Origin of the sequence: Amylibacter sp. IMCC11727 (assembly GCF_029854195.1) — a bacterium.
Lineage (GTDB): Bacteria > Pseudomonadota > Alphaproteobacteria > Rhodobacterales > Rhodobacteraceae > Amylibacter.
Genome location: NZ_CP122960.1, coordinates 2,256,463 through 2,282,315, shown reverse-complemented (window position 1 = coordinate 2,282,315; position 25,853 = coordinate 2,256,463). Strand labels below are relative to the sequence as shown.

Genomic DNA, 25,853 nt, shown 5'->3' with positions numbered 1-25,853 from the left:
CATTTTCATTGCACTTTGCCCCAAGATATTTGATTGTTGCGCAAGAGCAAGGTATGCCGCGCAAGTGGCACAACAAACAGGGCACAAGCAATATGCATTTCACGCTTGGCACAAAGATCAGGTCTTTTGCAGCAGGTATCGCGTTTTTCGGTATGGCGGCATGTTCGGCCACTTACACCAATCACGGATATGTTCCGTCGGATACTGAATTGGCCAATGTCATCGTCGGCGCAGATTCCCGTGGAACTGTGGAAGAGGTGATTGGGCGTCCATCGTCCACTGGCGTTTTGTCGGATGGAGCGTGGTATTACATTTCAAGCCGCGTGCGCTATTACACCTATAACAAACCCGAAGTGGTTGAGCGTACCATCCTCGCGATTTCTTTTGATGAAAATGACACCGTGTCAAACATCGAAAGATTCGGATTGGAAGACGGGCAGGTTGTCCCGTTCAGCCGTCGGGTCACATCGTCTGGTGTTGCTGGCACATCCTTCTTCCGTCAGCTGGTTCGCAACTTGGGCAACTTTGCACCTGGTCAACTTCTCGAAGAAAACTCCTAACCGATTGGTGGGGTGCAGGCCTTGCGGCCTGCGTTCCTATGCGTCTTCTGGCTTAAACGTCATCGCGACACCGTTCATGCAATACCGCAAGCCAGTGGGCTGTGGCCCGTCTGGGAACACATGGCCCAGATGTGCATCGCAGCGGGCGCACACAACTTCGGTGCGGCGCATAAACCAGCCATTGTCCTCGTGCTCTTCTACCGCATCTGCCGCCTTTGGCGCGTAAAACGAAGGCCATCCAGTGCCGCTGTCAAATTTGGTTTGCGCATCAAAAAGCGGTGCATCACAGCAAACGCAATGGAACACCCCGTCGGCTTTGGGAAAATTGTCATTGGTAAAGGCGCGTTCGGTCCCTGCTTTCCGGGTCACCTTAAAGGCGAGGTCTGACAGTTGTTCACGCCATTCAGCATCGGTTTTGGTGATTTTAGCTGTCATTTTGCTTTCCTTTTCCACATATCAACGTTGTTGTTTTGCTTTACGTCACCTAATTATACCGAAACGTTCGTTCAACAACGGACGCAGATCAATTTTTGGTGTTTAATGTCGGTTCTCACTCACACAATCGCGTCGATTCAGCCTGTGATCAAGGGCGGGTTTCGGGCGCGTTTGGCAGACACCCCGCAAGATTTGCGCAACGCTCAACAACTGCGCCACGATATGTTTGTGGGGACGGGGGACCAAGGCGAGGCCTTGGATTCCGATCATTTTGATGCCCTGTGCCAACACGTTTTAATCGAAGATGTGCAAACCAAGGCACTGCAATCGTGTTTTCGCATTTTGCACTTAGGCTCTGGGGCCAGCATCAACACCAGCTATTCTGCGCAGTTTTATGATCTGTCCCGTTTGATGCATTACCCGCGTCCCATTCTCGAAGTTGGGCGTTTCTGTTCGGCACCCTATGCCACGGACCCCAACATCCTGCGACTCGGTTTGGCAGTTCTAACGCGATATGTGGACACGCACAGCATTGGGATGATGTTTGGATGTTCATCTTTCCCCGGTAACGATACAGGCCCGTTTGCCGATGCGCTGGCGCTGTTGAAAACCCGCCATCTCGCCCCTGATGTCTGGGCACCAGCGGTGAAATCGGTTGAAACGGACCCGTTTGCCGAACGGCTGGCGGACCATCGGCCCATTCTAAAAACCGCAACAGCCACCATGCCGTCACTGCTGCGCACGTATCTGTCCATGGGAGGATGGGTGTCCGATCATGCGGTAATTGATCGAAATCTTGATACGTTCCATGTGTTTACGGGAGTTGAGATTGATAAAATCCCACCACGGCGCGCCGAATTGTTGCGCGCAGACGCGGTTTAACAATCAGCCGCCAGTATGGCTCATATGGCGTGACATGGTTCCTGCCACTTCCTGACGAGAATAATCAAAATCATGGCCCTTTGGCTTTTTCGCAATGGCCGCATGAATGGCGTCGATCAGTGGCGCATCATCATGTGAATTGTCCCGCAGAACTTTGCGCAAATCTGCTTCGTCTTCTTGGCCAAGGCATTGGAACAGCTGTCCCGTGCAGGTCAAACGCACGCGATTGCAGCTTTCACAGAAATTGTGGGTCAACGGCGTGATAAACCCGATTTTCTGACCCGTTTCATTGACCCGAACATATCGCGCTGGTCCTCCCGTGCTTTCGGAGAGCTCCGTGAGGGACCAAGTTTGCTCCAGCCGCGCTTTCAGGTCCTTAAGCGACCAGTATTGATCGAGCCTATCTTCATTCCCAAGGTCACCCATGGGCATCACTTCGATAAAGGTCAAATCCATACCGCGATCAGCGCACCATTTCACGATGGTTTCCAGCTCGTCTTCATTGCCACCTTTTAGGGCCACAACGTTGATCTTTACCCGCAAGCCAGCTTCTTGCGCGGCATCAATCCCATCCAGAACCTGCGCCAATCGCCCCCAGCGGGTGATTTCTGCGAATTTCTGTTCGTTCAGTGTATCAAGAGAGATATTGACCCGTTTCACACCACAATCCGCCAAATCCTGCGCAAAACGGCGCAATTGGCTGCCGTTTGTTGTCAGCGTCAGCTCATCCAACTTACCGCTGTCGATATGCCGTTTCATGCCGCGGAAATAGTCCATGATCCCACGACGCACGAGCGGTTCCCCCCCCGTAATACGCAACTTGCGCACGCCTTGTTCCACAAAAGCGGTGCAAAGCCGATCCAACTCCTCAAGGCTTAACAATTCCTTTTTGGGTAGGAACGTCATGTTCTCTGACATGCAATACACACAACGGAAATCGCAACGGTCTGTCACGGACACCCGCAAATAGGTGATAGCACGGGCAAAAGGGTCGATAAGTTGAGGTGCATCAGTCATGGCGTGAACTTAGGGTGATCCCATAGGCGGGGCAAGGCCAATCGGTTGCGTTAACAGGCAGTTGAATTGCTTTGATCCGCGCCATATCTTGGCACAAGAAAAACACAGGGCGGGCATATGGCGATCAATATCAGTACGATTTCAACGGCTCTGTTCGCAGCGGTTATTTTGTCAGGGTGCGCATCCCCCACAGGTGGCTTGTTTAAATCACGAAAGGCCAACACACCAACGGTGCAAACGCCAACCGATGCGGATGCACGCCCAAAATTACGACCAGATTCGCCAGAACAGTCTGTAAAACCTTTAACCGCTGAAACCGCTACAAATGTAACGGACGCAGAAATCGCCAAGGCCACCAAACCGACCGAACGCCCTGAACAGGACAAAGGTTTAACAATCGCGTCCCTTGGGCTGTTAGATCAAGACGGGTTTTGGCTCAGCACTCCTTTGGTAACATCCGAAACACCAGGTCGCGCAGTTGTGGAAAAAACAGGGGCATCGGTCAATCTAACCCTTTTGCCAAATGGGGCGGCAGCAGGGTCAGGATCTCAATTATCTATCGCTGCAATGCAGGTGTTGGGCGTACCAATCACATCATTGGTTGAACTGCGGGTATTTATCAGATGACACGTTTTGCCGATTCAATTGTGCCACGGCGCGACACTTGGGATGCCATATGCCGTGATTTCCAATGGCCACAGATGACGCAGTTCAATATGGCCACGGCCTGTGTTGAACGGTGGGCGCGTCAAGACCCTGATCGCATCGCGCTTATCTGCCCTGATGAAAAGAGGCATGTGGAAAACGTTTCTTTTCAATCGCTTGATCGGCTGTCTAATCAGTTCGCTAACACGTTAACGGCTCACGGGTTCGTTCGCGGCGACCGATGTGCCATTCTGTTGCAACAATCGCTTGAAACCGCCATATGCCATTTCGGCATCTACAAATGTGCGGGCGTTGCGTTGCCGCTGTTCACCCTGTTTGGGGCAGACGCGCTGCAGTATCGACTGCAAAATTCAGGTGCTAAGATTTTGGTCACGGACCGTGCGAACCTGCCCAAAGTGCTAGAGGTTGCGCACACTCTTCCTGCCCTCGAAACCATATTTTGCATAGATGGTGCTGTGGAAACCGCCAAGGATTTCCACACCAGCCTGAATGCTGCATCCGACACATTTCGCACCCAATCAACCTCACCCGATGATCCTGCTTTGCTGGTGTACACCTCTGGCACAACGGGCCCGCCCAAAGGTGCATTACATGGCCATCGCGTTCTGATCGGGCATTTACCGTGTGCGGAAACGGCCTATAACTTTTTCCCTCACGACGGCGATGTGGCGTGGACCCCTGCAGATTGGGCATGGATGGGGGGGCTGATGAACACCATGATGCCGAGCCTTTATTACGGCGTGCCTGTAGTGGCCTATCGCATGGGCAAGTTTGATCCAGGAAAAGTGTATCGCCTGATCGAAACCCACGCCGTGCGAAACGCGTTTTTACCGCCTACCGCGTTGAAACTAATGCGTGAAATCCCAGCCCCTGGGGCCACCACGCTGCGGTCTGTTCTCAGCGGTGGCGAAGCTTTGGGGGCTGGCGTTTTGGAATGGGCGCGGTCTGGTTTGGGGCTGACAATTAACGAAATCTACGGCCAAACCGAATGTAACCTTGTGCTTGGCAATTGCGTGCGGGTGTTTGATCCCAAGCCAGGCAGCACTGGCCGTCCCAATCCAGGATCAAACGTGGCAATTGTGGATGAAAAGGGTCATCCAGTTCCTGCAGGTACGGTAGGCGAAATCGGCATCCACCGCGATCACATGGGCATGTTCCTCGAATACTGGAAACAGCCCGAAAAAACCGCATCAAAATTCAAAAACGATTACCTGATGACGGGCGATGTGGCCGAAATGGACGAAGACGGTTTCTTCTGGTTCTCTTCGCGTGATGATGACGTGATTTCATCCGCTGGGTATCGTGTTGGCCCGACCGAAATTGAAAACTGTCTGCAATCACATCCCAATGTGACCTTTGCCGGGGTGATCGGTGTTCCAGATGATATTCGGGGGCAGGCGGTCAAAGCGTTTGTGGTTCTGTCAAAAGGCAACGGAGATAAAGCCATGGAGCAAGAGCTGATCGACAGTGTGAAAAAACGGGTGTCGCCACATGTGGCCCCGCGATCCATTGCGTTTTTGGATGCCATGCCCATGACCGCCACCAGCAAGATCATGCGCCGTGAATTACGCCTCTTACACGAAGCGTCCCAAGACACTTAACGGGGCAGGCGAAACGCGGCCTTGAGACCGCCCAAATCGTCACTGTCAGATAGGGTCAAACTGCCCCCGTGCGACCGTGCTACATCTGCTGCAATGGCCAAGCCCAGCCCGACTCCAGCGCCTTTGTCTTGGTTGCGCGCTGCATCCAATCGGGCAAACGGTTTGATCGCATCGTCCCGATGATCTGGGGCAATGCCAGGGCCATTGTCTTCGATCACAAATTCAACAAATCCCGCACCTGTATACAGGTTGACTCGAACTTTATTGCCGTATTTCAGCGCATTAGATAGTAAATTAGACACGGCGCGATGCACTGCAGTGCGGCGCATTTTAATGGGGGATTGCGCATCTTCGGCCCCTTCAAAAGTCAGCTCAACATCACGGTCGTTCCGATTGGCATTGTCCACGATCTGCTGCGCCAAACCTATGGGGGAAACCAATTCATCCTGTTCTGCGCTGTCCCCACGGGCAAAGGCCAGAAACTCATCAAGGATATCTTCCATCTCGTTCAAATCGCGCAGGATCATTTCGGTTTCTTCGTCAGGCTCCATCAGCGATACGGACAGTTTTAACCGCGTCAAAGGTGTTCGCAGATCGTGGCTCACCCCAGACAGCATCATGGTACGCTGTTCAATCTGACGCTCGATACGGGCACGCATGGACAAAAAGGCCGTGGCGGCACTGCGCACTTCGGATGCGCCGCGCGGGTTTAACGGTAGGTTTTGCCCCTTACCAAAGGCATCCGCCGCACGGGCCAGTCGCCGTATCGGCTTAATTTGATTGCGCAAAAACAAGGCAGCAAGGATTGAAAGCAACAGCGCAGCCAAGATCATATAAACCAGCAATTGATGTGGATTGGTGGCCGACACACGATTACGCGCCATTCGAAATTCCAAACCTCTGCTACCGATATCCGTCAGCACGTAAACCGAATCGCGAGATCGACCCAGATCCACAACACGAAGTTCTGGCACTTCTTGATGCAGGGTTTCGATCACATACCAACCCGCAAAATCATAAAGATCGCGATAGCGGTCCGCTTGATCAAAATCGGGCGTTTCGATCCAAGTGGCATCAATTTGCAGGCTTTGTGCCGTTTTCATCGGGTTCTCACCGTCTGACACCAAATCAATCAAATGGTTGATATCAAGCGATGCGGCCTTGGTCATTTGGCGCGTTACGTCTTGGAACAGGCGTTCCACAAAAACGACGCCCACAACCACCTGAATAAGAACGATGGGAACGATCAGGATCAAAAACGCCCGTTTAAACAGGGTTCTGGGAAGATAAGGCTTGAGCCATTTATTAAACATCACCTATGACGATTACGTGGCACACAGCAGCCATGCAACCCTTTAGCCAAGGTTTACCCGTGTCAGACCCTTTTGATCGCGATCACACGCCCAGTGTTGGAACGCCGTTGCAACTGTTGCCGGATGTGGCTGTAGTGACAGCCCCAAATGCCAGTCCGATGACGTTTACAGGCACGCAAACCTATTTGATTGGCACAGAAAGCCTTGCGATTGTGGACCCTGGTCCTGACATGGAAGCGCATTTTGATGCGCTCGTGGCTGCTGTGGCTGGACGAACGGTTAGCCATATCGTTGTGACCCATTCCCATGTGGATCATTCCCCGCTTAGCCGACCCTTGGCGCAGAAATACGATGCGCCAATTCTTGGGTTTGGAACAACGGACGAGGGGCGATCTGAAACCATGGAGCGCCTCGCCGCCCTTGCCGATCTTGGCGGGGCCGAGGGGAAAGACACCGATTTTGTGCCCGATCAGCGCATAGCGGACGGGGATATGATCCAAGGGGGCGGCTGGGCGCTGGAGGCCATCCATACCCCAGGTCATTTGTCCAATCACCTGTGTTTCGCCGTGCAGGGAACAGGTGCGGTTTTGTCGGGGGATCATGTGATGGCTTGGGCCACGACCATGGTGTCACCGCCCGATGGAGATTTGACCAGCTACATGAAATCAATGGAAAAAATGGCAGCGCGCACTGAGGATACGGTCTATTTTCCAGGGCATGGTGGGCCTGTCGCGGATCCTGCGGGCATGGTGGCGCATCAGATTAATCATCGTAAAATGCGTGAAACCCAAATTCGTGAGGCTTTGGCAAAGGGTAAGCCCGCGAGCCCGATTGAGCTGGCGCAGATGATTTACACGGATGTGGATCAACGTTTGATCCCTGCCGCTGCGCGAAACGTTTTTGCCCATCTGATCGACCTCTACGAACGGGATTTGGTATCCGTGGATGGTCTTATTCGCCCTGATGCCGCATTCCGCTTAAAATAATTTCATTGGGCGTGAAATATTCTATTTACGCTTTCAAACACCTTTGCTATAGCCTCGCTCACCGTAAGGCATAAGTGTTCCGACGTAGCTCAGCGGTAGAGCAGTTGACTGTTAATCAATTGGTCGTAGGTTCGATCCCTACCGTCGGAGCCAACTCTTCTCTCAGCGTAATCAAGTGCTTGAAGCTTTTGGCGAAAAACCCTAAGCCATGGTTATGAGAACAATAACAACGACCGAGCAGTTGGCAGAATTTTGCGCCAAATGCGCAACTTTCGATTACGTCACAATCGATACTGAATTTCTGCGCGAGCGGACCTATTATTCCAAGCTTTGCCTGATCCAAATGGCACATCCAGGCGAAGGGAATGATGGCGCTGTATTGGTCGATGTTCTGGAAGAGGGGCTGAGCCTCGATCCGTTATACGCGTTGTTTCAAGATGAATCGGTGACCAAAGTGTTCCATGCCGCGCGGCAGGATTTGGAAATCTTCTTTGTGGATCGCCAAATCTTCCCAAAACCGTTTTTCGACACTCAGGTTGCGGCAATGGTCTGCGGCTTTGGGGAGCAGGTCGGCTATGAAACGCTGGTGCGCAAGATTGCTAAGGCGCAACTTGATAAATCGTCCCGTTTCACAGATTGGTCGCAGCGGCCTTTGTCAGACAAACAGAAACATTACGCGCTGGGCGATGTGACCCATCTGCGCGATATTTATGAATTTTTGGCCAAACGGTTGGAAAAGACAAAACGCACGTCATGGGTCGAAGAAGAGGTGGAAATCCTCACCAGCCCAGAAACCTATAACACGGATCCGAATGACGCGTGGAAACGGGTGAAAACCCGCAGCAGTTCCCGCCGTTTTTTGGCAACGGTGCAAGAATTGGCAAAGTTTCGGGAAACCTATGCGCAGGACCGAAATATTCCGCGCAACCGCGTCTACAAAGACGATGCTCTGATGGAAGTGGCGGCAACGCGCCCCAAAGCAATTGGTGATCTGAGCAAATCGCGCCTGTTGCTGCGTGAAGCGCGCAAGGGGCAGATCGCCGAAGGCATTATCGCAGCCGTCAAAGCGGCGAATGCGATCAAAGACGAAGACCTGCCTGCCGTGGCCAAGGTGAAACAGCGTCCGCAAGGCAGCGAAGGTTTGGCCGATCTGTTGCGCGTATTGCTCAAAGCCAAAGCAGAAGAAGCAGGGGTGGCCCAAAAGCTGATTGCGAATGCCTCTGATCTGGACGACATTGCGGCACAGGTGGGCGGAGATCACGTGTTTCGCGGTTGGCGCAGTGAAGTTTTTGGCAATGATGCCAGAGACTTATGCGATGGTAAAATCGCGCTTTCAGCCAGTGGAAGCAGTGTGAAAATCGTTAAGGTCTAAACGCTGTATCAGCGGCGTAGCGTAACCTGATTTTGTCGACCAACGACGCGGATCGATTGAATCGTTGCAAGCTTTTGGTTGGACAAAAACACACCAACATCAACTTCGCGGGACCGTTCCGTTGATGTGAATGTGTTGAACTGCGGTTCTTTCACCCGAAATTCCAAAGTTAGAACGCCGTTTTCATCGGGGCGAAATGCGTCTTCGCTGACGAGTTTCGCATCATAATAGCCCTGACGCGGCATTACGGCACGGGCGCGAACAATGCCGCCATCGCGTGTGCGTTCAATACGGGCGTCTTTGATCACCGCTGCGAGCGTTCGACCGTCAGAGGATGCTGTTTTACTAACCTGTTGTTCTACACGATTGCGGCGTCCGAAGATATTGCCGGAACTGCCACTGCCTGCGGAACTTGCAGATGTAGAGCTGCCAGCACTGCTGCCTGCGCTGTTGCCCAAGCCACAGGACGACAAAAGCCCAACGGCACATGCTGCGATCAATAGGTTTTTCATCTGCTCACCCAATTCTATTTGCGATATGGTTAGCCAAAACCGCCAGCAAAGAAAAGAGTTGAGTGACCCAGAGCCGAAAATTGGGTGGACGAACCTGCGGGTGCATCCTAGGTAACGGGTTCAGTGGTACATCGAGAAGGTTAAAAATGACCGAAGATTTTCAGGAAATTGTCGAAACGTTTGAATTCCTCGATGATTGGGAAGATCGCTATCGCCATGTTATTGAACTTGGCAAAGATATGCCCGCCTTAGACGAAGCCTTGCGCGTTGATGCCACAAAGGTGGATGGATGTGCATCCCAAGTGTGGATTGTGCCCAAGATCGAAGGGCAGGGCGCTGATGCCGTTTTTACCTTTGATGGTGAAAGTGATGCGATGATCGTGCGCGGTCTGATCGCCATACTGGGGGCGCTTTACAACGGGCAAACCCTACAGGCTGTGGTGGACACGGATGCAGGTGCGGCCTTTGCTCAACTGGGTTTGGATCAGCACCTTTCTGCACAACGATCCAACGGATTGCGCGCGATGATCGCGCGCATTCAATCTGTAGCGCAGGGGCATATTGCAGCCAATTCATAATCTTTATGATGAGTATGAATTTGCTTTGATGCGGTTGCTGTGACACGCACGACTGAAGCCCACCATTTCGATGGGCGTAAGGAATGCTATATGTCTGAAAAACTGCAAAAAATTCTGGATACGCAAGGATGGGTTCTGGCCGATGGGGCCACGGGGACCAACCTATTCAACATGGGGCTGGAGGCTGGCGAGGCCCCAGAGATGTGGAATGACTGGCATCCTGATCGAATTACGGCCCTCTACAAAGGCGCGGTTGATGCGGGGTCTGATCTGTTTTTGACCAACAGTTTTGGAGGCAATGCCAGCCGTTTGAAACTGCATGGTGCGGAAAAACGGGCGCGGGAATTATCCCGAATTTCTGCCGAAATTGCCCGTGAAGTGGCCGATACTGCGGGGCGTGATGTTGTGGTTGCTGGGTCCATGGGACCAACAGGCGATATCATGGAACCCGTTGGAACGCTGTCTCATGCGGATGCGGTTGAGATGTTTGAAGAGCAAGCCCACGGCCTGATGGAAGGTGGCGCGGACGTTTTGTGGGTTGAAACGATATCCGCCCCCGAAGAATTTGCGGCCGCCGCCGAAGCTATCGGCAATGTCGGTGCGCCGTGGTGCGGGACCATGAGCTTTGACACCGCTGGGCGCACCATGATGGGGGTGACATCCTCTGGCATGGTGGATGTGGTGGCTGGATTGGCGCATCAACCCGTGGCCTTTGGTGCAAACTGCGGGGTTGGCGCATCCGATTTGCTGCGCACCGTTTCTGGCATGATGGACGCTAAGCCAAACCTTCCCATCATCGCCAAGGGTAACGCAGGCATTCCCAAATATGTGGATGGACATATCCACTATGACGGGACCCCTGATTTGATGGCGCAATATGCAGTTTTAGCCCGCGATTGCGGTGCGAAAATTATCGGCGGGTGTTGTGGTACGATGCCCGAACATCTTGCTGCAATGCGGCATTCGTTGGAAACACAACCCGTTGGGCAACAGCCTGATTTATCTGTGATTTCTGCGGCGCTGGGTGAGTTTTCCTCTGCAGATGATGGCACAGGAGAGACCACAGCTCCAACGCGTACACGGCGGCGCAGACGCGCCTGACTTTGACGTTTTTGATACATTCGGTCGGAATGGGAAAAAACAGTGTCGCTATTTTTGCAGATTGACCAATCGTTGGGCTTAATGTTTGCTAAGTTACACCGCGTTGGTGGCGCAAATTATAATGGGATTTAATGCCAATGTCTGATGAAGAAGATATCATCCTGTCCGAACTGAGCGACGATGAGCTTGTGCCGCAAATGCACGATGACCTGTATGATGGTCTGAAAGAAGAGATCGAAGAAGCGGTCAACATCCTGCTGGAACGCGGGTGGCAGCCCTATGACGTTTTGACCAAGGCATTGGTTGAAGGCATGCGCATTGTGGGCATTGATTTCCGTGATGGTATTTTGTTTGTGCCAGAGGTTCTGTTGGCAGCGAATGCAATGAAGGGCGGCATGGCCATTCTGAAACCACTGCTGGCTGAAACAGGCGCGCCGCGTTTGGGCAACATGGTGATCGGTACGGTAAAAGGTGACATCCACGATATCGGCAAAAACCTGGTGACGATGATGATGGAAGGGGCTGGCTTTGAGGTGAAAGACCTTGGCATCAACAACCCCGTTGAGAACTACATCGAAGCGCTGGAAGAGGGCGAGTTTGACATCCTTGGCATGTCTGCTCTGCTGACAACGACGATGCCGTATATGAAAGTTGTGATCGACACGATGGTCGAAAAAGGCATGCGCGATGATTACACCGTTCTGGTGGGTGGCGCACCGTTGAACGAAGAGTTTGGCAAGGCGATTGGTGCAGATGCCTATTGTCGTGACGCCGCCGTGGCGGTGGAAACTGCCAAAGAGTTCATGGCCAAAAAACACAATCAAATGAGTGCGTAAGCACACAATGCAGGTCGATGACCATACATTGAGTGAACAAGGTTTAGACGCGCGTGGGAGTGATCCCGCGCGCGTTTTGGTTTTGGCCTGCGGGGCGTTGGCGCGGGAAATTCTGGCGCTGTTTAAGATCAACAACTGGGATCATATGGACCTAACATGTCTGCCGGCGAAATGGCATATGACGCCGGATTTGATTCCTGCTGGCGTCGAAGATGTCGTGCGCAAATGGCAAGGCGAATACGATCAGATTTTCGTGGCTTACGCGGATTGCGGCACGGGGGGGCAGCTGGAAGCGAAGTGTAAAGAGTTGGGGGTAGAGATGATCGCTGGACCCCACTGTTACAGCTTTTTTGAAGGCAATGAGGTGTTCGCGGATATCGTTGAAGACGAGATCACGGCGTTTTATTTGACCGATTTTCTGGTGTCGGTTTTTGACAGTTTTTTCTGGAAACCAATGGGATTGGATAAGCATCCCGAACTGTTGGACATGTATTTCGGGAACTATGAAAAAGTGGTCTATCAGGCGCAAACGGATAACCCAGACTTAACCGCCAAAGCACAGGAGTGTGCGGCACGGATGGGCTTGCGATTTGAACGGCGGTTCACGGGGTATGGGGATTTGAAAACCGCGTTGGCGGCTATTCCACCGAGCCGTTAACACATTCGTTAACGTGCAAAATTCAACGGTAAAAAATACCCCGCAAACCACCCAGAAACCATATGGGTTTTGCGTCAGATTTTGCGAAAAGTTAATTTCTTAACGGGGCAATCTGTGTTGCGGTATTTGGCGCAACGGTTTGCAAAAGGGCGGTCGTTGAAGATTGGACCGCCCCGTAGGTTTTAAGCACAAGCCGCAATGAGTTCGTCCATCGCCTCTGCCCCGAATTTTTTGCTCAATTCGATGGCCATTTCTTCGGAGACATAGTCGCTACAAATTTCGCGGATTTGCGGGCCAAAGACAGGGTTCATCAGTTTGGAACACAAATGGCAAACGCTATCGCAGGATTTGATGTCTGGCAGTTTGGCCGCCAGGGCAGGGTTCCGCTCTGCGATCAGGTCATAGACAAAGCGGAATCCTTTGACGTTGATAATGCGGTTGAAGGGATCGCCTTCGTGCATGATTTGTAAATCTTTAACGCTGGTTTCACGCCAATCAGCGATGCTCATGGCGGACATTTTATAGCCGCCAAAGATGCTGCAACAGGGCTGTGACACGCCGTTGCGGGCATAGACGACAAGTTCGCGTTTGTGAGCGATGGTGCACAGCAGAGGATCGTCGTCTGGCAGAGTGCCAAGGCCCGTATTTGCCCGTTCAAAATCCAAATTGTTTTCTTCGGCCATGCCTGCTTCGGCCACAGGGAAATCATAAAGCGCGAAGTTGTCGTATGGCGTGTAAGCGGACATGTCGATGCCGTAGTCCACGTGTTTTGCGCCGATGCGTTTGAAGCTGCCTGTGAGGCAGACCTTCAGCCCAGCGTCCATGCAGGCATCAATAGCGTTTTGGGCCGTCTGTGCGTCGATGAATTCGCCGTGGGACTGATCCCATGAAATAGTCACCCGAGAAAAGCCTTCCTCCACCATTTCTTTGGCCATCTTAAAGGCTTTGTCGCGGTTTTTGGCCCAATAACCGTTGCTGATGACGCCAAACAAAACCGAATTGTCACGGCAGATGTTTGCAAGCTTGTAGAGTGTTTTCTTTTTGAGGAACGGTTCGCCGCCCGTGCAGCAGATTTCGTCGTAGTTCAGTTGAGCTGCCTCTGTCACCAAACGAATGGCGTCTTCTTCTGAGATTTCGGAATCCATGAACGGGTGGCAGCAGAAATCGCATTTGATGTTGCAACGGTCCGTAATCGAAAGAACAAATGTGTGTTCCATTTCCCCAAGGTTGACCGAACGCATCAGGTTCAGGGCCAAGATTTCGTCCGAGAATTTGGGATAGACGTGGATATCCTTTTTCAGGCCTTCGATGGTCACGCGGCCATCTGGAAACCGTTCGCATGTGAGCCCTCCCACTTGAAAGACTCTGCTGGTTTCGTCTGAAGAAATGGATTTGAAATGAGCTGTCATGGTAAATTCCCTTATCTGGCAAAATTGGATGGCGGGTGTTCAAAAAGTAAAATTTAAAGTGTGGTAAAAACTGTGATGTTAGAGTGCGTTCCGCAAAATAGCGGTCAGCCTGTGATTTTGCGAAACGCCTTGGTTTAGCTTACTTTTCTAGGTCGCGAGCAAGCCGCATGGCTTCGCGCAGACCTTTGCCCCCGACAACAATGGATGTCGAGTTTTTGTCACTGTCGCTTTTGTGGATGATCACGATTTGCTGTGGACCGCTCCCCAAATCTTCGAGCGAAATTGGACCAAGGAAATCAAGGCTGGCATCAGCCTTCAGCTCTTCGGGTGAAATCCCGACTTCCCGTGCGGTTTCTGCAAGGTTTGCAAGAAATTTAGCCCGCATTTCTGGGTTTTCCTTGAGCGCGGAAGCAAGTTTATTTTTTTTGGTCATAATAATCTCCATTAAAAGTTAAAAGAGAGTCCATGATGGCCGCACTACTTAAGGGTGAATGTGAGAAAAATCACTAAATTGAAAATTGCGCTACCTGTGGGTGTTTGCCCGAAATTTCTTTGGCTTCCCTGCTTTGGTGAAAAGTGGTTAACTTTCTGAATTGAATAGAGATGAGGGTTCAGATGGCGCGCGAAGAGACAACGGGTTTTATGGCGATGAAGGGTGCGGGGTATTATTCTCGTGCGACGGTTGGGGCCAAACATGTGATGGATAACGCCGCACAAATGGTGCTGGATGCGGTGGCGCGGATGGACCCGAGCAAGGGCAGTGATGTATTTCGCGCAACAGATATGGGGGCCGCCGATGGGGGCACATCGCTTGATATGTGGCGGCGTGTTTTGGCAGATGTGCGCGAACGTGCGCCAGATCGCCCGATTGAAATGATCTATACGGATTTACCGCGTAATGATTTCAGCCAAGTGTTTCAGATTGTGCATGGGCTGACGGGGGAGACGACGTATCTGAGCGAAGTGAGCGGCGTGCATGTGATGGCGTCTGCCACGTCTTTTCACGAGGCGATTGTGCCAGCGGGCACGCTCGATCTGGGGTTTTCAGCAACGGCGAGCCATTACATCACCGCCGTGCCCTGCAATATCGAAGATCACGTTCATATGGTTGGCGCGTCTGGGACCACGCGGCAAGCGTATGAGGACAAAGGCGCGGCGGATTGGGATAACATGCTGGCCCAGCGTGCGGCGGAGATGAAACCTGGTGCGCGGCTGTGTTTGTTCAATTTCGGCATTGATAGCGAAGGGCGGTATCTGGGCAATACGGGCGGTGTGAATATGTTTGACACCTTTGCGCTGCATTGGCGTGGGTTGGTGGAGGATGGGATCATCACTGAAGAAGAGTTTGCCAACACGAATTTTCCGCAAGTGTACCGCACGCAGGATCAGTTTGTAGCCCCGCTGGAAGACGTGGAAAGTGCGGCGCATAAGGCAGGTTTGCGGCTGGAACATGTGGAATCGCGCGTGGTGCGTTGTCCGTTTGAACAGGCGTTCAGCGAAGAGGGCGGCGATCCTGCGGCGTTCGCTCGCGATTATATCCCAACCTTGCGCAGTTGGTCAGAGCCGACGTTTGCCAATGGGTTGAGCCGCGAGCGCAGCGCCGTGGACCGCGCACGCATTATCGATGCGTTTTACGGACGATATGAGGATATGGTTGCAGCCGATCCAGCGGGCCATGCGATGGATTATGTGCATATCTATATGGTGTGCGTGAAGCAGTGAGGTGGGGGGGACGCAAAGCGCGAGATCGCGCTTCGCTTTCTTAAGAATGTGGCGACTTAGGCGACAACCATAGGGATTGTTTCGCTGAAAAATACGCCTTTGCCCCCAGAGCCAGACAGCGTTTGTGGTGAGTCACCGTCGATGTCCACCGAAATTTTGCCAGGGCCTCCCCAATTGATACCAATTACTGTCAGGTCGTATTTGCCTGGCGCCAAAATGTGCGCTGGGTTCACCGAATAGGACACGGGCGCGTTGAAGCCAGATTTAAGGTGCATCAGCTCAGAGCTACCGCGGTCGGTTGAGGCGATGATAATCAATTCGTTGTCGCAAGCATTTACACTGATTTTATTAATGACAGACATGAAAGTCTCCTTTTGAAAAAGTTTGTTAAAAAACAAGGCAAACCTAGAGTGGGAAATACGACCCAGCAAGATACTATTTAAGGTAGAGTCGTGAGAACCGCGTGAAATATTCAGGATTGTTGGGGGAAACAACCTCTACGTTAGGTCATGCGGTGCGCGTGATTGACTTGTAGAGTCGTGCAAGCCAATCGTAGGGCCGAACAAGGAATGGTTTGTTATGTCCCCATTTGAAATGATCCGAGCGCATTTGCAAACTGCGGTGCCTTATGCGGCCCACACGGGTGTTGATATCGTCGAGGTAGGTCTTGGCATTGCGACGACGCGGATGACGCAGCGGCCAGAGACAGAGAACCATATCGCGAGCCAGCACGCTGGGGCGATGTTTACCTTGGGTGAGGCAGCGTCAGGGGCTGCTGTGGCAGGGGCGTTTGCGGCGCAGATCCTGAACTTGCGGCCCGTGGCGGCCAATGCGCAGATTAAGTATGTGAAGGTGGCCAAGGGCACGCTGACCGCAAACGCGAAGGTTGCAGGGGATGTGGCTGATTTGACCAGCGCACTGGATGCCGAAGGCAAAGTGCAGTTCGCTGTCGAAGTGGTGATTTCCGACGAGGAGGGTGATCCCGTCGTGGAAATGGCCGTGGATTGGTATTTGTCGCAAAAGCGATAGGCGGCGACTTAATTTACCAGCCCGCCGCCTAAAGCGCTGGATCACCGTTGAAGTTTTCAAACCGTTCGGTTGTTTCGACTACATCGGCTGTGAAATGGGCGATCATCGGCATCGCTTTGTGTTCAATTTGTTCGTTCCAAACGGGGCCATTGTAGAACGTGTCTTTGATTTGTTCACGTTGTTCCAAAGACGGGAATGCTCGCATCCAGTGGACTTTATCAGGGTTTTCCAGATCGCGCATGGGGCCAAACACCAGCATACCAGCATCGCGCAGGGCTTTACGATTTTCGGTTTCAAAGAACTTGATAAAGTCCTCGCGCTTGTTTGGGTGCAGTGTGTAGTGCCGAATTTCGAGTATCACGACCTTAACTAACCCACGTAATTACTGCGCGTTAACCCATATTTCGCCATTTTTTCGTTCAGTGTGCGGCGTGGCAGGCTGAGTTCTTCCATGACGGATTGGATGGAGCCTTTGTGGCGGCGCATAGTGTTGTCGATGAGCATGCGTTCAAACGCTTCGACGTATTCTTTGAGCGGTTTACCTTCGGCAATCACTTCGGGTGTGGGTTCGGAGGTGTCGTCCATCAACAGGTTCGCGATAGAGTAGCTGCCGCGGCGATGTTGCAGGACGGCGCGTTCGGCGAGGTTGATGAGCTGGCGGATGTTGCCAGGCCATGGGGCTTGCAACAGTTGGGCTGCGTCTTTGGCGGATACGTCTGGGCCTTCGCAGCCGTATTCATCGGCGAAGGTTTCGACGTAGCGGTTGAACAGGTTGAGGATATCTTCTCCGCGCGCACGCAAGGGCGGGGGCGTGATGTGCATGGCCGCCAGACGGAAATACAGGTCTTGGCGAATGGTGTCTTCGAGTGACGTGTTCGGATCGGGGGCGTTGGAAATAGCAATGATGCGCAGGGGCGATGTGTCTGCACCGCGATCATGGTCTTCGAGCGCGCCGATCAAACGGGCCTGAATAGAAGTTGGGAGGCTTTCCACATCTTCAAGGCAAAGCGTACCGCCAAGCGATGCTTCGATTGCGGGTGTGCCATCGTCCATAGGGCCAAACAGGCGGCGCGCCAGTTCTTCTTCGGTGAAGGCGGCGCAGTTTAAGGTGATGAATTTCTTACCCTGACGCGGGCCGCATGCATGCAGCGCATGGGCGATCAAGGATTTGCCCGTCCCCGTTTCCCCAGACACAAGGATGTGGCCGTCTGCTTGCGCCAGATCAAGAATGTCCTCGCGCAGGCGTTCCATCACAGGGGACGAGCCCATGAGTTTGCGCAAAAGAACCGTACCGTCGGACAATTCGCGGCGCAAAGTGCGGTTGTCGAGTGTCAGGCGTCGGGTGTGAACCGCGCGTTTTGTGAGTTCTGCCATACGTTCTGGATCGAACGGTTTTTCAAGGAAGTCATACGCGCCAATGCGCATTGCCTCAACCGCCATAGCCACATCGCCGTGGCCTGTGATCATGATGACAGGCAGCTGATTATCAATGGACTGCAGCCGTTTAAGAAAGGTGATCCCGTCCATGCCCGGCATTTTAATGTCCGAGATGAAAATACCGTGGAAATCGCTGTCGAGGTTTTTAAGCGCGTCTTCTGCGCTGGAAAACGTTTGCGTGCGATAGCCAGACAGCGTGAGCCACTGTGAAATGCTTTCGCGCATGTCTTGTTCGTCATCCACGATGGCGATGGTCATTTGTTCTGCCATGAAAGGGCCTATTCTGCTGCCTGTGTTGATATTGTATTTAGGGTTTTATCACGCTCTGGCAGCCAAAATTCAAACACCGCCCCACCCACATTGGCATTTCGAGCAATAAGCCGCCCACCGAGGTCTTTTGCAATTCCAGAGGAAATCGCAAGGCCAAGGCCAACGCCGTCCCCTGGCTTTTTGGTGGTGTAAAACGGTTCGAACAATTCGTCCAAATCTTCGATGCCGGGACCATTGTCGCGCACGGACAGTTTCACCATTTCGCCCCCCACCAGCATGATATCAATGCGGCGGTCTTCTTGCATTTTGGTGGCATCAAGGGCGTTGCGCAGCAGATTCACAATAACCTGTTCCACGCGCACCTTATCGGCCAGAACAAGGATCGGATCAGGGGGCAGGGTGGTTTGGATTTCCACCTTCATTTGGCTGAGTTGTGGGGCCATCATCGACAAGGACGCGGTGACTGCATCGCGCATGTCCACATCTATCAGATCATCACCACCTTTGCGGGCATAGGATTTTAACTGTTTGGTGATGGAGCCCATGCGCTCGATCAGGTCATCAATGCGTTGGAAACTGCTCATGGCCTCTGCTGGGCGGCGGCGTTGCAACAGCAGTTTGGCGCCTGCAAGGTAGGTGCGCATCGCCGCAAGGGGCTGGTTCAATTCATGGCTGACGGCGGCGGACATTTCACCAAGGGCCGCGAGTTTTGAAGACTGGGCAAGAGATTGCTCCGCAACTTCGAGGTCCTTTTCCACCCGTTCCCGTTCGGCGATTTCGTTTTGCAGCCGTTCGTTGAGGGCGCGCAAATCGCGGCTTTCAGCTTGGAACAGGAATGCGCGGCGAATGGCGCGACGTGACAACAGGTAGAACCCAAGCGCGGTTAGAATAGCCAGCGCCATCAGTTCAAGCGCGAGCACGGCGTTGACGCGCGCGCGCACGTTTTCAAAGGAAGCAAGGTAGCTTAACTGCCAGCCCTGAAATGGGATTTTCTGATCGAGCCGAAACAGAGGTTGGCCCTGAAAATTTGCGTTGGTGATGGTTTGGTTCCATTCCCCTGTGGCCCGCCATGCGCGTTCAACAGGGGACAGGGCGGGCTGATTGGCCAGTGCGTTTTCGATAGTTTGTTGGCGAAATTGGCGTTCTGTGGACAGGATGATGATGCCCTGGCTGTCGGTCACGGAAATGATGCTGTCGCGGTTTGACCAGCGATCAAACATCTGCTCCAAATCCACTTCGATCAGGATAACGCCAACGGTTTCCTTTTGGCTTTGTAATTTGCGAGAATAGAAAAAGCCGAGCCGACCTTCGCTGACGCCTGATGTGGTGAAAACCGTATCAGGGGAGCGCAATGCCTCGATGAAATAGGGGGTATCGCGCAAAACCGTGCCAAGTTCGCGCCGATCTGATGCGGCCACGGTGCGGCCTGCGTTGTCCAAAAGTACGATGGATTTCGCGCCAATTTCTTCTTTGTAGGAGATGAGTCGTTGGGACGTGCCGACAAAATCGGATGAATTGAGGGCGGAAATGAGCGTGGTGTCGCGGGATAGCAGCAGGGGAACCACCGAATTTCGCTGCAATTCGCTGACCAAACGGCCCGAGTAGAGCGCCATTTGCGATTCTGCGTCTTGGCGCGTGCCTTCGGAAAACCGCTGTGTGAAATAGGCGTTTGAGGCCCAGATCAGAAAGCTGGTGATGGCCAAAAACAGCAAAATGCCGATGCGGGGCATCCATGTGCTGCGCAAGGGCGGTTTTGGCGGCGAGCTGGTCATGGGCGTAAACTACGCGTTCTGGGCCAAAGGCTCAAGCAAGCGGGCGGTTTCAGGCAGAAACCAGCCCATTTGCGATGCCTTCGAAAAACCGCACGCCGTCGGTGCCGCCAAGAGCCGCATCGTTGAGGCGTTCGGGGTGGGGCATCATGCCAAGCACACGTTTGTTAGCAGACAGAATACCCGCGATGTCATCCATGGCACCGTTTGGCGTGTCCACGTATTTGAATGCAATGCGATCATCGCCTGCGAGCATTTTCAACGTGTCTGGATCGGCGGAATAGTTGCCTTCGTGGTGGGCGATGGGGGTCGTGATCACCTCGCCCTTTTTGTACAAGGACGTGAAGGGGCTGTCTGTGGTTTCCACGGTCAGTTCCACGTTTTTGCAGATGTACTTCAGACCCGCGTTGCGCATCAGAACACCGGGCAGCAGGCCAGATTCTGCGAGGATTTGGAAGCCGTTGCACAGGCCAAACACATAGCCGCCTTTGTTCGTGAAATCGACAACTGCGTTCATGACGGGGGAACGGGCGGCGATGGCACCACAGCGCAAGTAATCGCCAAAGGAAAAGCCGCCGGGGATGCCGATCACATCGAGGTTTTTGGGCAGGTCGGCGTCTTTGTGCCAGACCATGGTGACATTGCCTTTGCCTGCCACCTTTTCCAAGGCGACGAACATGTCGCGGTCGCAGTTGGAGCCAGGGAACTGAATAACGGCGGCGCGCATCAGAGGATTTCCACGGAGTAGTTTTCGATCACTGTGTTGGCGAGCAGTTTTTCGCACATTTGCGCCACTTTAGCCTCTGCCGCGGCTTTGTCTGTTTCGGCAAGGTCCAACTCAATCACCTTGCCTTGGCGCACGTCATTGACGCCCTCAAAGCCAAGCGCACCGAGGGAATGAGCAACCGCCGCCCCCTGTGGATCGAGGACACCGTTTTTGAGGGTAACGTGAACGCGGGCTTTCATGGCGGGATTCCTTTGGCAGAGGGGTTATGGGCGTGGTTTAGCGGGAAGGGGTGTGGGGGTAAAGGGGGTTAGCGGGAGGATTGGAGGGTGGCGAGGTTGGACTTGTGCAGTTTGGTGCGGGGGTGGTCGGGACCGAGGGTGGCTTCGTCGATTGCAATTGCTTGTTTAAAGAGTGGTTCTGCTTCGTCGTATCGGCCCATGCTGTAGTAGAGGGTTGCTAGGTTGTTTGTTGCGGTTGCAAAGTACGGATGTGACGTTCCTAAGACTTCCTTCATAATCCCGTATTCCTGTTCTCTAAGAATTGCAGCCTCATCTAAACGCTTCGTCAAAATCAAAAGGCCTGCTAAATTGCCGATCCTCATTGCGTAGTCTGGGTGTTTCTCGCCGATGGTGTCTTTACCAATTTCGATGGCTTGTTTGTAGAGCGATTCTGCGTCGCCGTATTGACCCATGCTATTGTAGAGGCCTGCGAGGTTGTTGAGGCGGATGGCGTAGTTTGGGTGCTTTTCGCCGATGGTGGCTTTGCCGATTTCGATAGCTTGTTTGTAGAGCGGTTCTGCCTCGTCATATCGGCCCCTGCTTTTGTAAATAAGGGCACCATCGTTTAGCGTTTTAGAAAACTCTTCGCTCAATTCGCCAAATTCGGTTTTGGCGCTTTCTCTGGCTTTTTTGCAAAGCATAGACGCGGTTTCATATTGGCCAGAACGCCATGCGAATTCGTAGGCTTTGGTCAGTGAGTTGAACTGTGGGTTTAGGGCGGCGGATTGATCATAATGTCGTGCTGCATCGGCCCAGCGGACCTCTTGTTCTGCAATTTCGCCCAAAGAAAATGATGCGCGGGCGGATCGGTCGACTGCGAGTTGATCGCGGGCTTTGATTTCTTCGAAGATGTCTTCAGCGATGGAAAAGTCGCCGGCTTCTAGGGCTTTGCGCGCGTCTGCCATGCGGGCCTCGCTGATGTCTTCAGCGTTGCCTTCGCGTTCTAGCGCGTCTTCGAGTTTGCGGATGGTGGCTTGGGCCTCTGCCAGCGCGGCCTCTGGGTTTTGGGCACGGCGGGTGAGTTCTTGGATTTGTTGTTGGAGAAGGGTCGTATCGCCCTTTGCGGACTTTAGTTCCGCTTCCTTCTTTGCAAGTTTATCTTGCAGGCTTTGCGCAAATGCGGTGATGGCTTCTAGCTGTGTCGCTTGTACAGCGTCTGCGCGAATTGGAGCGCGGCAGGCATCGACTTCCTCTTGCTGAATGTCCAGCGCGTCAACCAAAGCATTCACAGTTTTTGCTTGGGGCTTTTTCACCTTCCCGTTTTCGATTTCAGAAATGCGGGTGCGTTTGGATTTACTGCCGAGTGCGCGGAAGGCCAGTTCTGCGGCGTCTATGCCTTCTGATTCTCGGTATTTTCGAACCGGTTTTCCAAATTTTTCGCCAAAAGATTCCAAACCGTAAATTTCCAGACACTTAAGCGTAATTAACCAATCATTTGTGGGACAGGGCGACCACCCTACGCCTTTGGTCACAGGCTAGACAGGTCATGCCGAGAAGGCAACTGGAACACTGCGCAGTGGCCCAGCTTTCAACTTAAGATAAGGATTAAGCGAATGCTGAAAGCCACGAAAATTGGAACGTATATAACTTTGGGTGCTGTGTATGTGGCGCCATTGCTTGGGGCGGATAAAACGGTCTGTGTTGCAGCCATAAGCGGGGCGTATTTCTTGCTGGCGGCTTTGACGATCCCGTCCCACTAAACACCAGAGCGTGCTTTGCACGGTCTGCGCCGACCTCCCCCATGGGAGGCGCAAATGCGCCCCCCGAGGTCAGCGCAGACCTGCGTTGTTACTCTACCAACTTCGGACCTTCAGTTACGTTATTCCCTGGCATCAGGCCGAGGCGTTTGGCCACTTCGGTATAGGCATCAGCCAGATCGCCGAGGTCGCGGCGGAACACGTCTTTGTCGAGTTTCTGGCCTGTTTTCGCATCCCAGAGTCGGCAGCTGTCGGGTGAAATCTCGTCGGCGACGATCAAGCGTTGGTAGTCACCGTCGAATTGGCGGCCGATTTCGATTTTGAAGTCGATGAGTTTGATGCCGACGCCGTACATGAGGCCAGACATATAGTCGTTTACCCGCAGGGCGATGGCGACCATGTCGTCGAGGTCTTGTTGGCTGGCCCAGTTGAAGGCGAGGATGTGTTCTTCGGCCACCAGCGGGTCGCCGAGGCTGTCGTCTTTGTAGCAAAATTCAACGATGGGGCGGGGCAGGGGTGTGCCCTCTTCGATGCCGAGCATTTTGGACATGGAGCCAGCGGCCACGTTGCGCACGATCACCTCGAGCGGGATGATTTCCACCTTATGGCAAAGCTGTTCGCGCATGTTGAGGCGTTTGATGAAATGGTTCGGAATACCAAGGGCCGTGAGGCCGAGCATGAAGTGTTCGGACAGGCGGTTGTTGAGCACGCCTTTGCCCTCAATCGTGTCTTTCTTCTGCGCGTTATAGGCGGTGGCGTCGTCTTTGAAGTATTGCACGATGGTGCCAGGCTCGGGGCCTTCGAACAGGGTTTTTGCTTTGCCTTCGTAAATTTTGGTGCGACGGGCCATGGGAGGAATCCTATCTGAGGGGCCTAAGTTGCCTGTTCTATAGGGCCAGATCCACACTGCGGCAAGATGCAAGGCGGTGGGACCTTGTCGCAGGGGCAATGCCCCCCCATATTGAAGGTATAACAAAAGAGGAGACACCCATGTCAGGTTTTGATGATCGCGCAGACGCATTTGAAAAGAAATTTGCCCATGATGCAGAGTTGCAGTTCAAAGTAGAGGCGCGGCGCAACAAGTTGCTGGGCTTGTGGGCGGCAAGTTTGCTGGGCAAATCCGCAGACGAAGCGGCGGCCTATGCCACGGAAGTGGTGAAATCGGACTTTGCTGAGGCAGGGGATGAGGATGTGTACCGCAAGGTTGCAGGCGATCTGGGCGACAAAGCGGATGAAGCCACCATTCGCGCACAAATGGTTGCGTTGCTGGCAGAGGCCAAAACGCAAGTTATGTCTGAAATCTAGGCATTTGATATTACACAAAAGAAAAGGCCTCGGATCAGAAATCCGAGGCCCTACTTAACAAAAAGTCGATCTAAGCGGACAACACGCCAGCCACTGAGGCTAATTCCTCGAAAGTCAGTTACCTGACCCCCACACCGACTGAAAATAAGACTGCTTGAAAAGGTGTGCCCTTATCAAACAGCATTTCTTGCGAAAAAGAGTGACAATTGTCACTCTTTTCGAGGAAAGTTCACGTTTCGTAAACTTTTTGCGAGATGTGTCCTTGGATTTGAATTTTTCGATCTTAGGTGGAGCGGCTTTTCAGCCGCACCGAGGGGTTAGCTTTCGCCAAACACACGTTTGAAAATCGTATCCACGTGTTTGGTGTGATAGCCCATGTCGAATTTCTCGTTGATTTCGTCAACGGTCAGCGCCTTGCACACGTCTTCGTCTGCGAGCAGTTCTTCGCGGAAATCGGTGCGGTGTTCCCAGACTTTGAGCGCGTTGCGTTGTACCATTGTGTAGGCGTCTTCACGGCTGACGCCTGCTTGAGTAAGGGCGAGCAACACACGTTGGGACATCACGAGGCCTGGAAACTTGTTCATGTTGTCGAGCATGTTTTCAGGGAAGATGATCATCTTGTCGATCACGCTGGTCATCCGTGCGAGCGCAAAATCAAGGGTGATTGTGCTGTCTGGGCCGATGTTGCGCTCCACGGAGGAGTGGGAGATGTCCCGCTCGTGCCAGAGGGTGACGTTTTCCATGGCAGGGACCACGGCCATGCGCACCAGACGGGCGAGGCCTGTGAGGTTTTCTGTCAGCACAGGGTTTTTCTTGTGCGGCATTGCAGAAGACCCCTTTTGGCCCATCGAGAAAAACTCTGCCCCTTCGAGCACTTCCGTGCGCTGCATGTGGCGCACTTCGGTGGCGATGTTTTCAATAGAGGAGGCGACAACGCCGAGTGTTGCGAAAAAGGCAGCGTGACGGTCGCGTGGGATAACTTGCGTGGAAATTGGTTCTGGGGACAGGCCCAGCTCGGCACATACGTGTTCTTCAATCGCGGGGTCGATGTTGGCGAATGTGCCGACTGCCCCTGAAATGGCCCCTGTGGCGATTTCTTCGCGGGCGGTTTTCATGCGAGCGAGGTTACGATCCATTTCCGCATAAAAACGTGCAAAGGTCAGACCCATTGTTGTGGGTTCGGCGTGGATACCATGGCTGCGGCCCACGCGCAGGGTCATTTTGTGTTCCATGGCGCGGCGTTTTAAGGCACCCATCAATCCTTCGACACCTGCGATCAGGATGTCAGCGGCACGTACGAGTTGTACGTTGAAACATGTGTCGAGCACATCGGATGACGTCATACCTTGGTGAACGAAGCGGGCTTCATCTGAGCCGACATGTTCTGCAAGGTGTGTCAGGAAGGCGATGACGTCGTGTTTGGTGATGGCTTCGATTTCGTCGATGCGGGCCACATCAAATTCTACGTCTTTGGCTTTCCACACCGCATCCGCGTTTTCGCGCGGGATCACGCCGATGTTGGCCATAGCTTCGCAGGCGTGGGCTTCGATTTCGTACCAGATTTTGAACTTGGATTCAGGGGACCAAATGGCGACCATGTCTGGGCGGGAATAACGTGGGATCATCTGGAAGCGTCCTTTTCTGACGGAAATGTTTGTATACGGCGTATGACGCGGGGTTTAGACTGAAGGGT

General features: G+C 53.1%; 29 protein-coding genes and 1 tRNA gene. 15 read left to right on the top strand and 15 right to left on the bottom strand.

What is annotated here, in order from left to right; all coding sequences use genetic code 11:
- Positions 1-53: 53 nt before the first annotated feature.
- Positions 54-560: an outer membrane protein assembly factor BamE gene (gene bamE, locus QBD29_RS11485; RefSeq protein WP_280098233.1), complete on the top strand. Its 507-nt coding sequence runs from the start codon at positions 54-56 to the stop codon at positions 558-560.
- 36 nt (positions 561-596) lie between these two features.
- On the opposite strand, the gene msrB is transcribed toward bamE, so the two are convergent.
- A complete protein-coding gene (gene msrB, locus QBD29_RS11480; RefSeq protein ID WP_280098232.1) occupies positions 597-995 on the bottom strand; it encodes a peptide-methionine (R)-S-oxide reductase MsrB in 399 nt (132 codons plus the stop codon).
- 105 nt (positions 996-1,100) lie between these two features.
- Between msrB and QBD29_RS11475 the strand changes: the two genes are divergently transcribed.
- Entirely contained in the window at positions 1,101-1,877 is a 777-nt protein-coding gene (locus QBD29_RS11475; protein WP_280098231.1) for a GNAT family N-acetyltransferase, read from the top strand.
- A 3-nt stretch (positions 1,878-1,880) separates the two neighbouring features.
- Here the strand turns inward: QBD29_RS11475 and moaA are convergent, their stop codons facing one another.
- A complete protein-coding gene (gene moaA / locus QBD29_RS11470) occupies positions 1,881-2,894 on the bottom strand; it encodes a GTP 3',8-cyclase MoaA (RefSeq protein WP_280098230.1) in 1,014 nt (337 codons plus the stop codon).
- A gap of 117 nt (positions 2,895-3,011) precedes the next feature.
- On the opposite strand from moaA, the gene QBD29_RS11465 reads away from it, so the two are divergent.
- Positions 3,012-3,521 carry a D-galactarate dehydratase gene (locus QBD29_RS11465; RefSeq protein WP_280098229.1) on the top strand — a complete coding sequence of 170 codons (510 nt, stop codon included), beginning with the start codon at positions 3,012-3,014 and terminating at the stop codon, positions 3,519-3,521.
- Positions 3,518-5,161 (top strand): AMP-binding protein, encoded by a 1,644-nt coding sequence (locus QBD29_RS11460; protein ID WP_280098228.1) that lies wholly within the window; start codon positions 3,518-3,520, stop codon positions 5,159-5,161. Before QBD29_RS11465 ends, QBD29_RS11460 begins: the two co-directional genes overlap by 4 nt.
- Here the strand turns inward: QBD29_RS11460 and QBD29_RS11455 are convergent.
- The gene (locus QBD29_RS11455; protein WP_280098227.1) at positions 5,158-6,474 is read right to left on the bottom strand and encodes an ATP-binding protein; all 1,317 of its coding nucleotides are present in this window, start codon (positions 6,472-6,474) and stop codon (positions 5,158-5,160) included. The two genes, QBD29_RS11460 and QBD29_RS11455, sit on opposite strands and share 4 nt — an antisense overlap.
- A gap of 59 nt (positions 6,475-6,533) precedes the next feature.
- On the opposite strand from QBD29_RS11455, the gene QBD29_RS11450 reads away from it, so the two are divergent.
- From QBD29_RS11450 to rnd, 3 genes are all read left to right on the top strand, one after another.
- Positions 6,534-7,460, top strand: coding sequence for an MBL fold metallo-hydrolase (locus QBD29_RS11450; RefSeq protein ID WP_280098226.1), 927 nt, complete (start codon positions 6,534-6,536; stop codon positions 7,458-7,460).
- Between the two features lie 78 nt (positions 7,461-7,538).
- A tRNA-Asn gene (locus QBD29_RS11445) sits at positions 7,539-7,613 on the top strand.
- Positions 7,614-7,674: 61 nt separating this feature from the next.
- Complete coding sequence (rnd, locus tag QBD29_RS11440) at positions 7,675-8,832, top strand: ribonuclease D (RefSeq protein ID WP_280098225.1); 1,158 nt, start codon at positions 7,675-7,677, stop codon at positions 8,830-8,832.
- An 8-nt stretch (positions 8,833-8,840) separates the two neighbouring features.
- Here the strand turns inward: rnd and QBD29_RS11435 are convergent, their stop codons facing one another.
- On the bottom strand, positions 8,841-9,344 hold the full coding sequence (locus QBD29_RS11435; RefSeq protein ID WP_280098224.1) for a hypothetical protein: 504 nt from the start codon (positions 9,342-9,344) through the stop codon (positions 8,841-8,843).
- 146 nt (positions 9,345-9,490) lie between these two features.
- Between QBD29_RS11435 and QBD29_RS11430 the strand changes: the two genes are divergently transcribed.
- From QBD29_RS11430 to QBD29_RS11415, 4 genes are all read left to right on the top strand, one after another.
- The gene (locus tag QBD29_RS11430) at positions 9,491-9,922 is read left to right on the top strand and encodes a SufE family protein (protein WP_280098223.1); all 432 of its coding nucleotides are present in this window, start codon (positions 9,491-9,493) and stop codon (positions 9,920-9,922) included.
- Between the two features lie 90 nt (positions 9,923-10,012).
- The gene (gene bmt, locus QBD29_RS11425) at positions 10,013-11,023 is read left to right on the top strand and encodes a betaine--homocysteine S-methyltransferase (RefSeq protein WP_280098222.1); all 1,011 of its coding nucleotides are present in this window, start codon (positions 10,013-10,015) and stop codon (positions 11,021-11,023) included.
- Positions 11,024-11,160: 137 nt separating this feature from the next.
- Entirely contained in the window at positions 11,161-11,859 is a 699-nt protein-coding gene (locus QBD29_RS11420; RefSeq protein WP_280098221.1) for a B12-binding domain-containing protein, read from the top strand.
- Positions 11,860-11,866: 7 nt separating this feature from the next.
- Complete coding sequence (locus QBD29_RS11415; protein ID WP_280098220.1) at positions 11,867-12,517, top strand: DUF1638 domain-containing protein; 651 nt, start codon at positions 11,867-11,869, stop codon at positions 12,515-12,517.
- Between the two features lie 182 nt (positions 12,518-12,699).
- Here QBD29_RS11415 and QBD29_RS11410 read toward each other — a convergent pair whose 3' ends face one another.
- Together QBD29_RS11410 and QBD29_RS11405 are read right to left on the bottom strand one after the other, a co-directional pair.
- On the bottom strand, positions 12,700-13,926 hold the full coding sequence (locus QBD29_RS11410) for a radical SAM protein (protein WP_280098219.1): 1,227 nt from the start codon (positions 13,924-13,926) through the stop codon (positions 12,700-12,702).
- A gap of 139 nt (positions 13,927-14,065) precedes the next feature.
- Positions 14,066-14,359 (bottom strand): hypothetical protein, encoded by a 294-nt coding sequence (locus QBD29_RS11405; RefSeq protein ID WP_280098218.1) that lies wholly within the window; start codon positions 14,357-14,359, stop codon positions 14,066-14,068.
- A 182-nt stretch (positions 14,360-14,541) separates the two neighbouring features.
- On the opposite strand from QBD29_RS11405, the gene QBD29_RS11400 reads away from it, so the two are divergent.
- The gene (locus QBD29_RS11400) at positions 14,542-15,648 is read left to right on the top strand and encodes a hypothetical protein (protein ID WP_280098217.1); all 1,107 of its coding nucleotides are present in this window, start codon (positions 14,542-14,544) and stop codon (positions 15,646-15,648) included.
- A gap of 56 nt (positions 15,649-15,704) precedes the next feature.
- Here QBD29_RS11400 and QBD29_RS11395 read toward each other — a convergent pair whose 3' ends face one another.
- Positions 15,705-16,010, bottom strand: a complete 306-nt coding sequence (locus QBD29_RS11395; RefSeq protein WP_280098216.1) for a hypothetical protein — start codon at positions 16,008-16,010, stop codon at positions 15,705-15,707.
- Positions 16,011-16,227: 217 nt separating this feature from the next.
- Between QBD29_RS11395 and QBD29_RS11390 the strand changes: the two genes are divergently transcribed.
- Positions 16,228-16,677 carry a DUF4442 domain-containing protein gene (locus QBD29_RS11390; protein WP_280098215.1) on the top strand — a complete coding sequence of 150 codons (450 nt, stop codon included), beginning with the start codon at positions 16,228-16,230 and terminating at the stop codon, positions 16,675-16,677.
- Between the two features lie 28 nt (positions 16,678-16,705).
- Here QBD29_RS11390 and QBD29_RS11385 read toward each other — a convergent pair whose 3' ends face one another.
- The 6 genes from QBD29_RS11385 to QBD29_RS11360 all read right to left on the bottom strand — a co-directional run bounded on the left by QBD29_RS11385 (position 16,706) and on the right by QBD29_RS11360 (position 22,552).
- Positions 16,706-17,038 carry an NIPSNAP family protein gene (locus QBD29_RS11385; RefSeq protein WP_280098214.1) on the bottom strand — a complete coding sequence of 111 codons (333 nt, stop codon included), beginning with the start codon at positions 17,036-17,038 and terminating at the stop codon, positions 16,706-16,708.
- Positions 17,039-17,046: 8 nt separating this feature from the next.
- Positions 17,047-18,384, bottom strand: coding sequence for a sigma-54 dependent transcriptional regulator (locus tag QBD29_RS11380; RefSeq protein WP_280098213.1), 1,338 nt, complete (start codon positions 18,382-18,384; stop codon positions 17,047-17,049).
- 8 nt (positions 18,385-18,392) lie between these two features.
- The gene (locus QBD29_RS11375) at positions 18,393-20,156 is read right to left on the bottom strand and encodes an ATP-binding protein (RefSeq protein WP_280098212.1); all 1,764 of its coding nucleotides are present in this window, start codon (positions 20,154-20,156) and stop codon (positions 18,393-18,395) included.
- A 49-nt stretch (positions 20,157-20,205) separates the two neighbouring features.
- Positions 20,206-20,880, bottom strand: coding sequence for a phosphoribosylformylglycinamidine synthase subunit PurQ (gene purQ / locus QBD29_RS11370; protein WP_280098211.1), 675 nt, complete (start codon positions 20,878-20,880; stop codon positions 20,206-20,208).
- Complete coding sequence (gene purS / locus QBD29_RS11365) at positions 20,880-21,119, bottom strand: phosphoribosylformylglycinamidine synthase subunit PurS (protein WP_280098210.1); 240 nt, start codon at positions 21,117-21,119, stop codon at positions 20,880-20,882. Before purS ends, purQ begins: the two co-directional genes overlap by 1 nt.
- 68 nt (positions 21,120-21,187) lie before the next feature.
- Positions 21,188-22,552, bottom strand: a complete 1,365-nt coding sequence (locus QBD29_RS11360) for a tetratricopeptide repeat protein (RefSeq protein WP_280098209.1) — start codon at positions 22,550-22,552, stop codon at positions 21,188-21,190.
- Between the two features lie 159 nt (positions 22,553-22,711).
- Here QBD29_RS11360 and QBD29_RS11355 point away from each other — a divergent pair, with 159 nt between their 5' ends.
- Positions 22,712-22,858 (top strand): hypothetical protein, encoded by a 147-nt coding sequence (locus tag QBD29_RS11355; protein ID WP_280098208.1) that lies wholly within the window; start codon positions 22,712-22,714, stop codon positions 22,856-22,858.
- 88 nt (positions 22,859-22,946) lie between these two features.
- On the opposite strand, the gene purC is transcribed toward QBD29_RS11355, so the two are convergent.
- Positions 22,947-23,705, bottom strand: coding sequence for a phosphoribosylaminoimidazolesuccinocarboxamide synthase (gene purC / locus QBD29_RS11350; RefSeq protein ID WP_280098207.1), 759 nt, complete (start codon positions 23,703-23,705; stop codon positions 22,947-22,949).
- A gap of 140 nt (positions 23,706-23,845) precedes the next feature.
- Between purC and QBD29_RS11345 the strand changes: the two genes are divergently transcribed.
- Positions 23,846-24,160: a DUF1476 domain-containing protein gene (locus tag QBD29_RS11345; RefSeq protein ID WP_280098206.1), complete on the top strand. Its 315-nt coding sequence runs from the start codon at positions 23,846-23,848 to the stop codon at positions 24,158-24,160.
- A gap of 317 nt (positions 24,161-24,477) precedes the next feature.
- Here QBD29_RS11345 and purB read toward each other — a convergent pair whose 3' ends face one another.
- Entirely contained in the window at positions 24,478-25,785 is a 1,308-nt protein-coding gene (gene purB, locus QBD29_RS11340; protein WP_280098205.1) for an adenylosuccinate lyase, read from the bottom strand.
- Between the last annotated feature and the right edge of the window lie 68 nt (positions 25,786-25,853).

Coding starts and splice junctions, on each gene's coding strand:
- bamE (WP_280098233.1), top strand. CDS start 54: ATGCCGCGCAAGTGGCACAACAAACAGGGCACAAGCAATATGCATTTC.
- msrB (WP_280098232.1), bottom strand. CDS start 995: ATGACAGCTAAAATCACCAAAACCGATGCTGAATGGCGTGAACAACTG.
- QBD29_RS11475 (WP_280098231.1), top strand. CDS start 1,101: ATGTCGGTTCTCACTCACACAATCGCGTCGATTCAGCCTGTGATCAAG.
- moaA (WP_280098230.1), bottom strand. CDS start 2,894: ATGACTGATGCACCTCAACTTATCGACCCTTTTGCCCGTGCTATCACC.
- QBD29_RS11465 (WP_280098229.1), top strand. CDS start 3,012: ATGGCGATCAATATCAGTACGATTTCAACGGCTCTGTTCGCAGCGGTT.
- QBD29_RS11460 (WP_280098228.1), top strand. CDS start 3,518: ATGACACGTTTTGCCGATTCAATTGTGCCACGGCGCGACACTTGGGAT.
- QBD29_RS11455 (WP_280098227.1), bottom strand. CDS start 6,474: ATGTTTAATAAATGGCTCAAGCCTTATCTTCCCAGAACCCTGTTTAAA.
- rnd (WP_280098225.1), top strand. CDS start 7,675: ATGAGAACAATAACAACGACCGAGCAGTTGGCAGAATTTTGCGCCAAA.
- QBD29_RS11435 (WP_280098224.1), bottom strand. CDS start 9,344: ATGAAAAACCTATTGATCGCAGCATGTGCCGTTGGGCTTTTGTCGTCC.
- QBD29_RS11430 (WP_280098223.1), top strand. CDS start 9,491: ATGACCGAAGATTTTCAGGAAATTGTCGAAACGTTTGAATTCCTCGAT.
- bmt (WP_280098222.1), top strand. CDS start 10,013: ATGTCTGAAAAACTGCAAAAAATTCTGGATACGCAAGGATGGGTTCTG.
- QBD29_RS11420 (WP_280098221.1), top strand. CDS start 11,161: ATGTCTGATGAAGAAGATATCATCCTGTCCGAACTGAGCGACGATGAG.
- QBD29_RS11415 (WP_280098220.1), top strand. CDS start 11,867: ATGCAGGTCGATGACCATACATTGAGTGAACAAGGTTTAGACGCGCGT.
- QBD29_RS11410 (WP_280098219.1), bottom strand. CDS start 13,926: ATGACAGCTCATTTCAAATCCATTTCTTCAGACGAAACCAGCAGAGTC.
- QBD29_RS11405 (WP_280098218.1), bottom strand. CDS start 14,359: ATGACCAAAAAAAATAAACTTGCTTCCGCGCTCAAGGAAAACCCAGAA.
- QBD29_RS11400 (WP_280098217.1), top strand. CDS start 14,542: ATGGCGCGCGAAGAGACAACGGGTTTTATGGCGATGAAGGGTGCGGGG.
- QBD29_RS11395 (WP_280098216.1), bottom strand. CDS start 16,010: ATGTCTGTCATTAATAAAATCAGTGTAAATGCTTGCGACAACGAATTG.
- QBD29_RS11390 (WP_280098215.1), top strand. CDS start 16,228: ATGTCCCCATTTGAAATGATCCGAGCGCATTTGCAAACTGCGGTGCCT.
- QBD29_RS11380 (WP_280098213.1), bottom strand. CDS start 18,384: ATGGCAGAACAAATGACCATCGCCATCGTGGATGACGAACAAGACATG.
- QBD29_RS11375 (WP_280098212.1), bottom strand. CDS start 20,156: ATGACCAGCTCGCCGCCAAAACCGCCCTTGCGCAGCACATGGATGCCC.
- purQ (WP_280098211.1), bottom strand. CDS start 20,880: ATGCGCGCCGCCGTTATTCAGTTCCCTGGCTCCAACTGCGACCGCGAC.
- purS (WP_280098210.1), bottom strand. CDS start 21,119: ATGAAAGCCCGCGTTCACGTTACCCTCAAAAACGGTGTCCTCGATCCA.
- QBD29_RS11355 (WP_280098208.1), top strand. CDS start 22,712: ATGCTGAAAGCCACGAAAATTGGAACGTATATAACTTTGGGTGCTGTG.
- purC (WP_280098207.1), bottom strand. CDS start 23,705: ATGGCCCGTCGCACCAAAATTTACGAAGGCAAAGCAAAAACCCTGTTC.
- QBD29_RS11345 (WP_280098206.1), top strand. CDS start 23,846: ATGTCAGGTTTTGATGATCGCGCAGACGCATTTGAAAAGAAATTTGCC.
- purB (WP_280098205.1), bottom strand. CDS start 25,785: ATGATCCCACGTTATTCCCGCCCAGACATGGTCGCCATTTGGTCCCCT.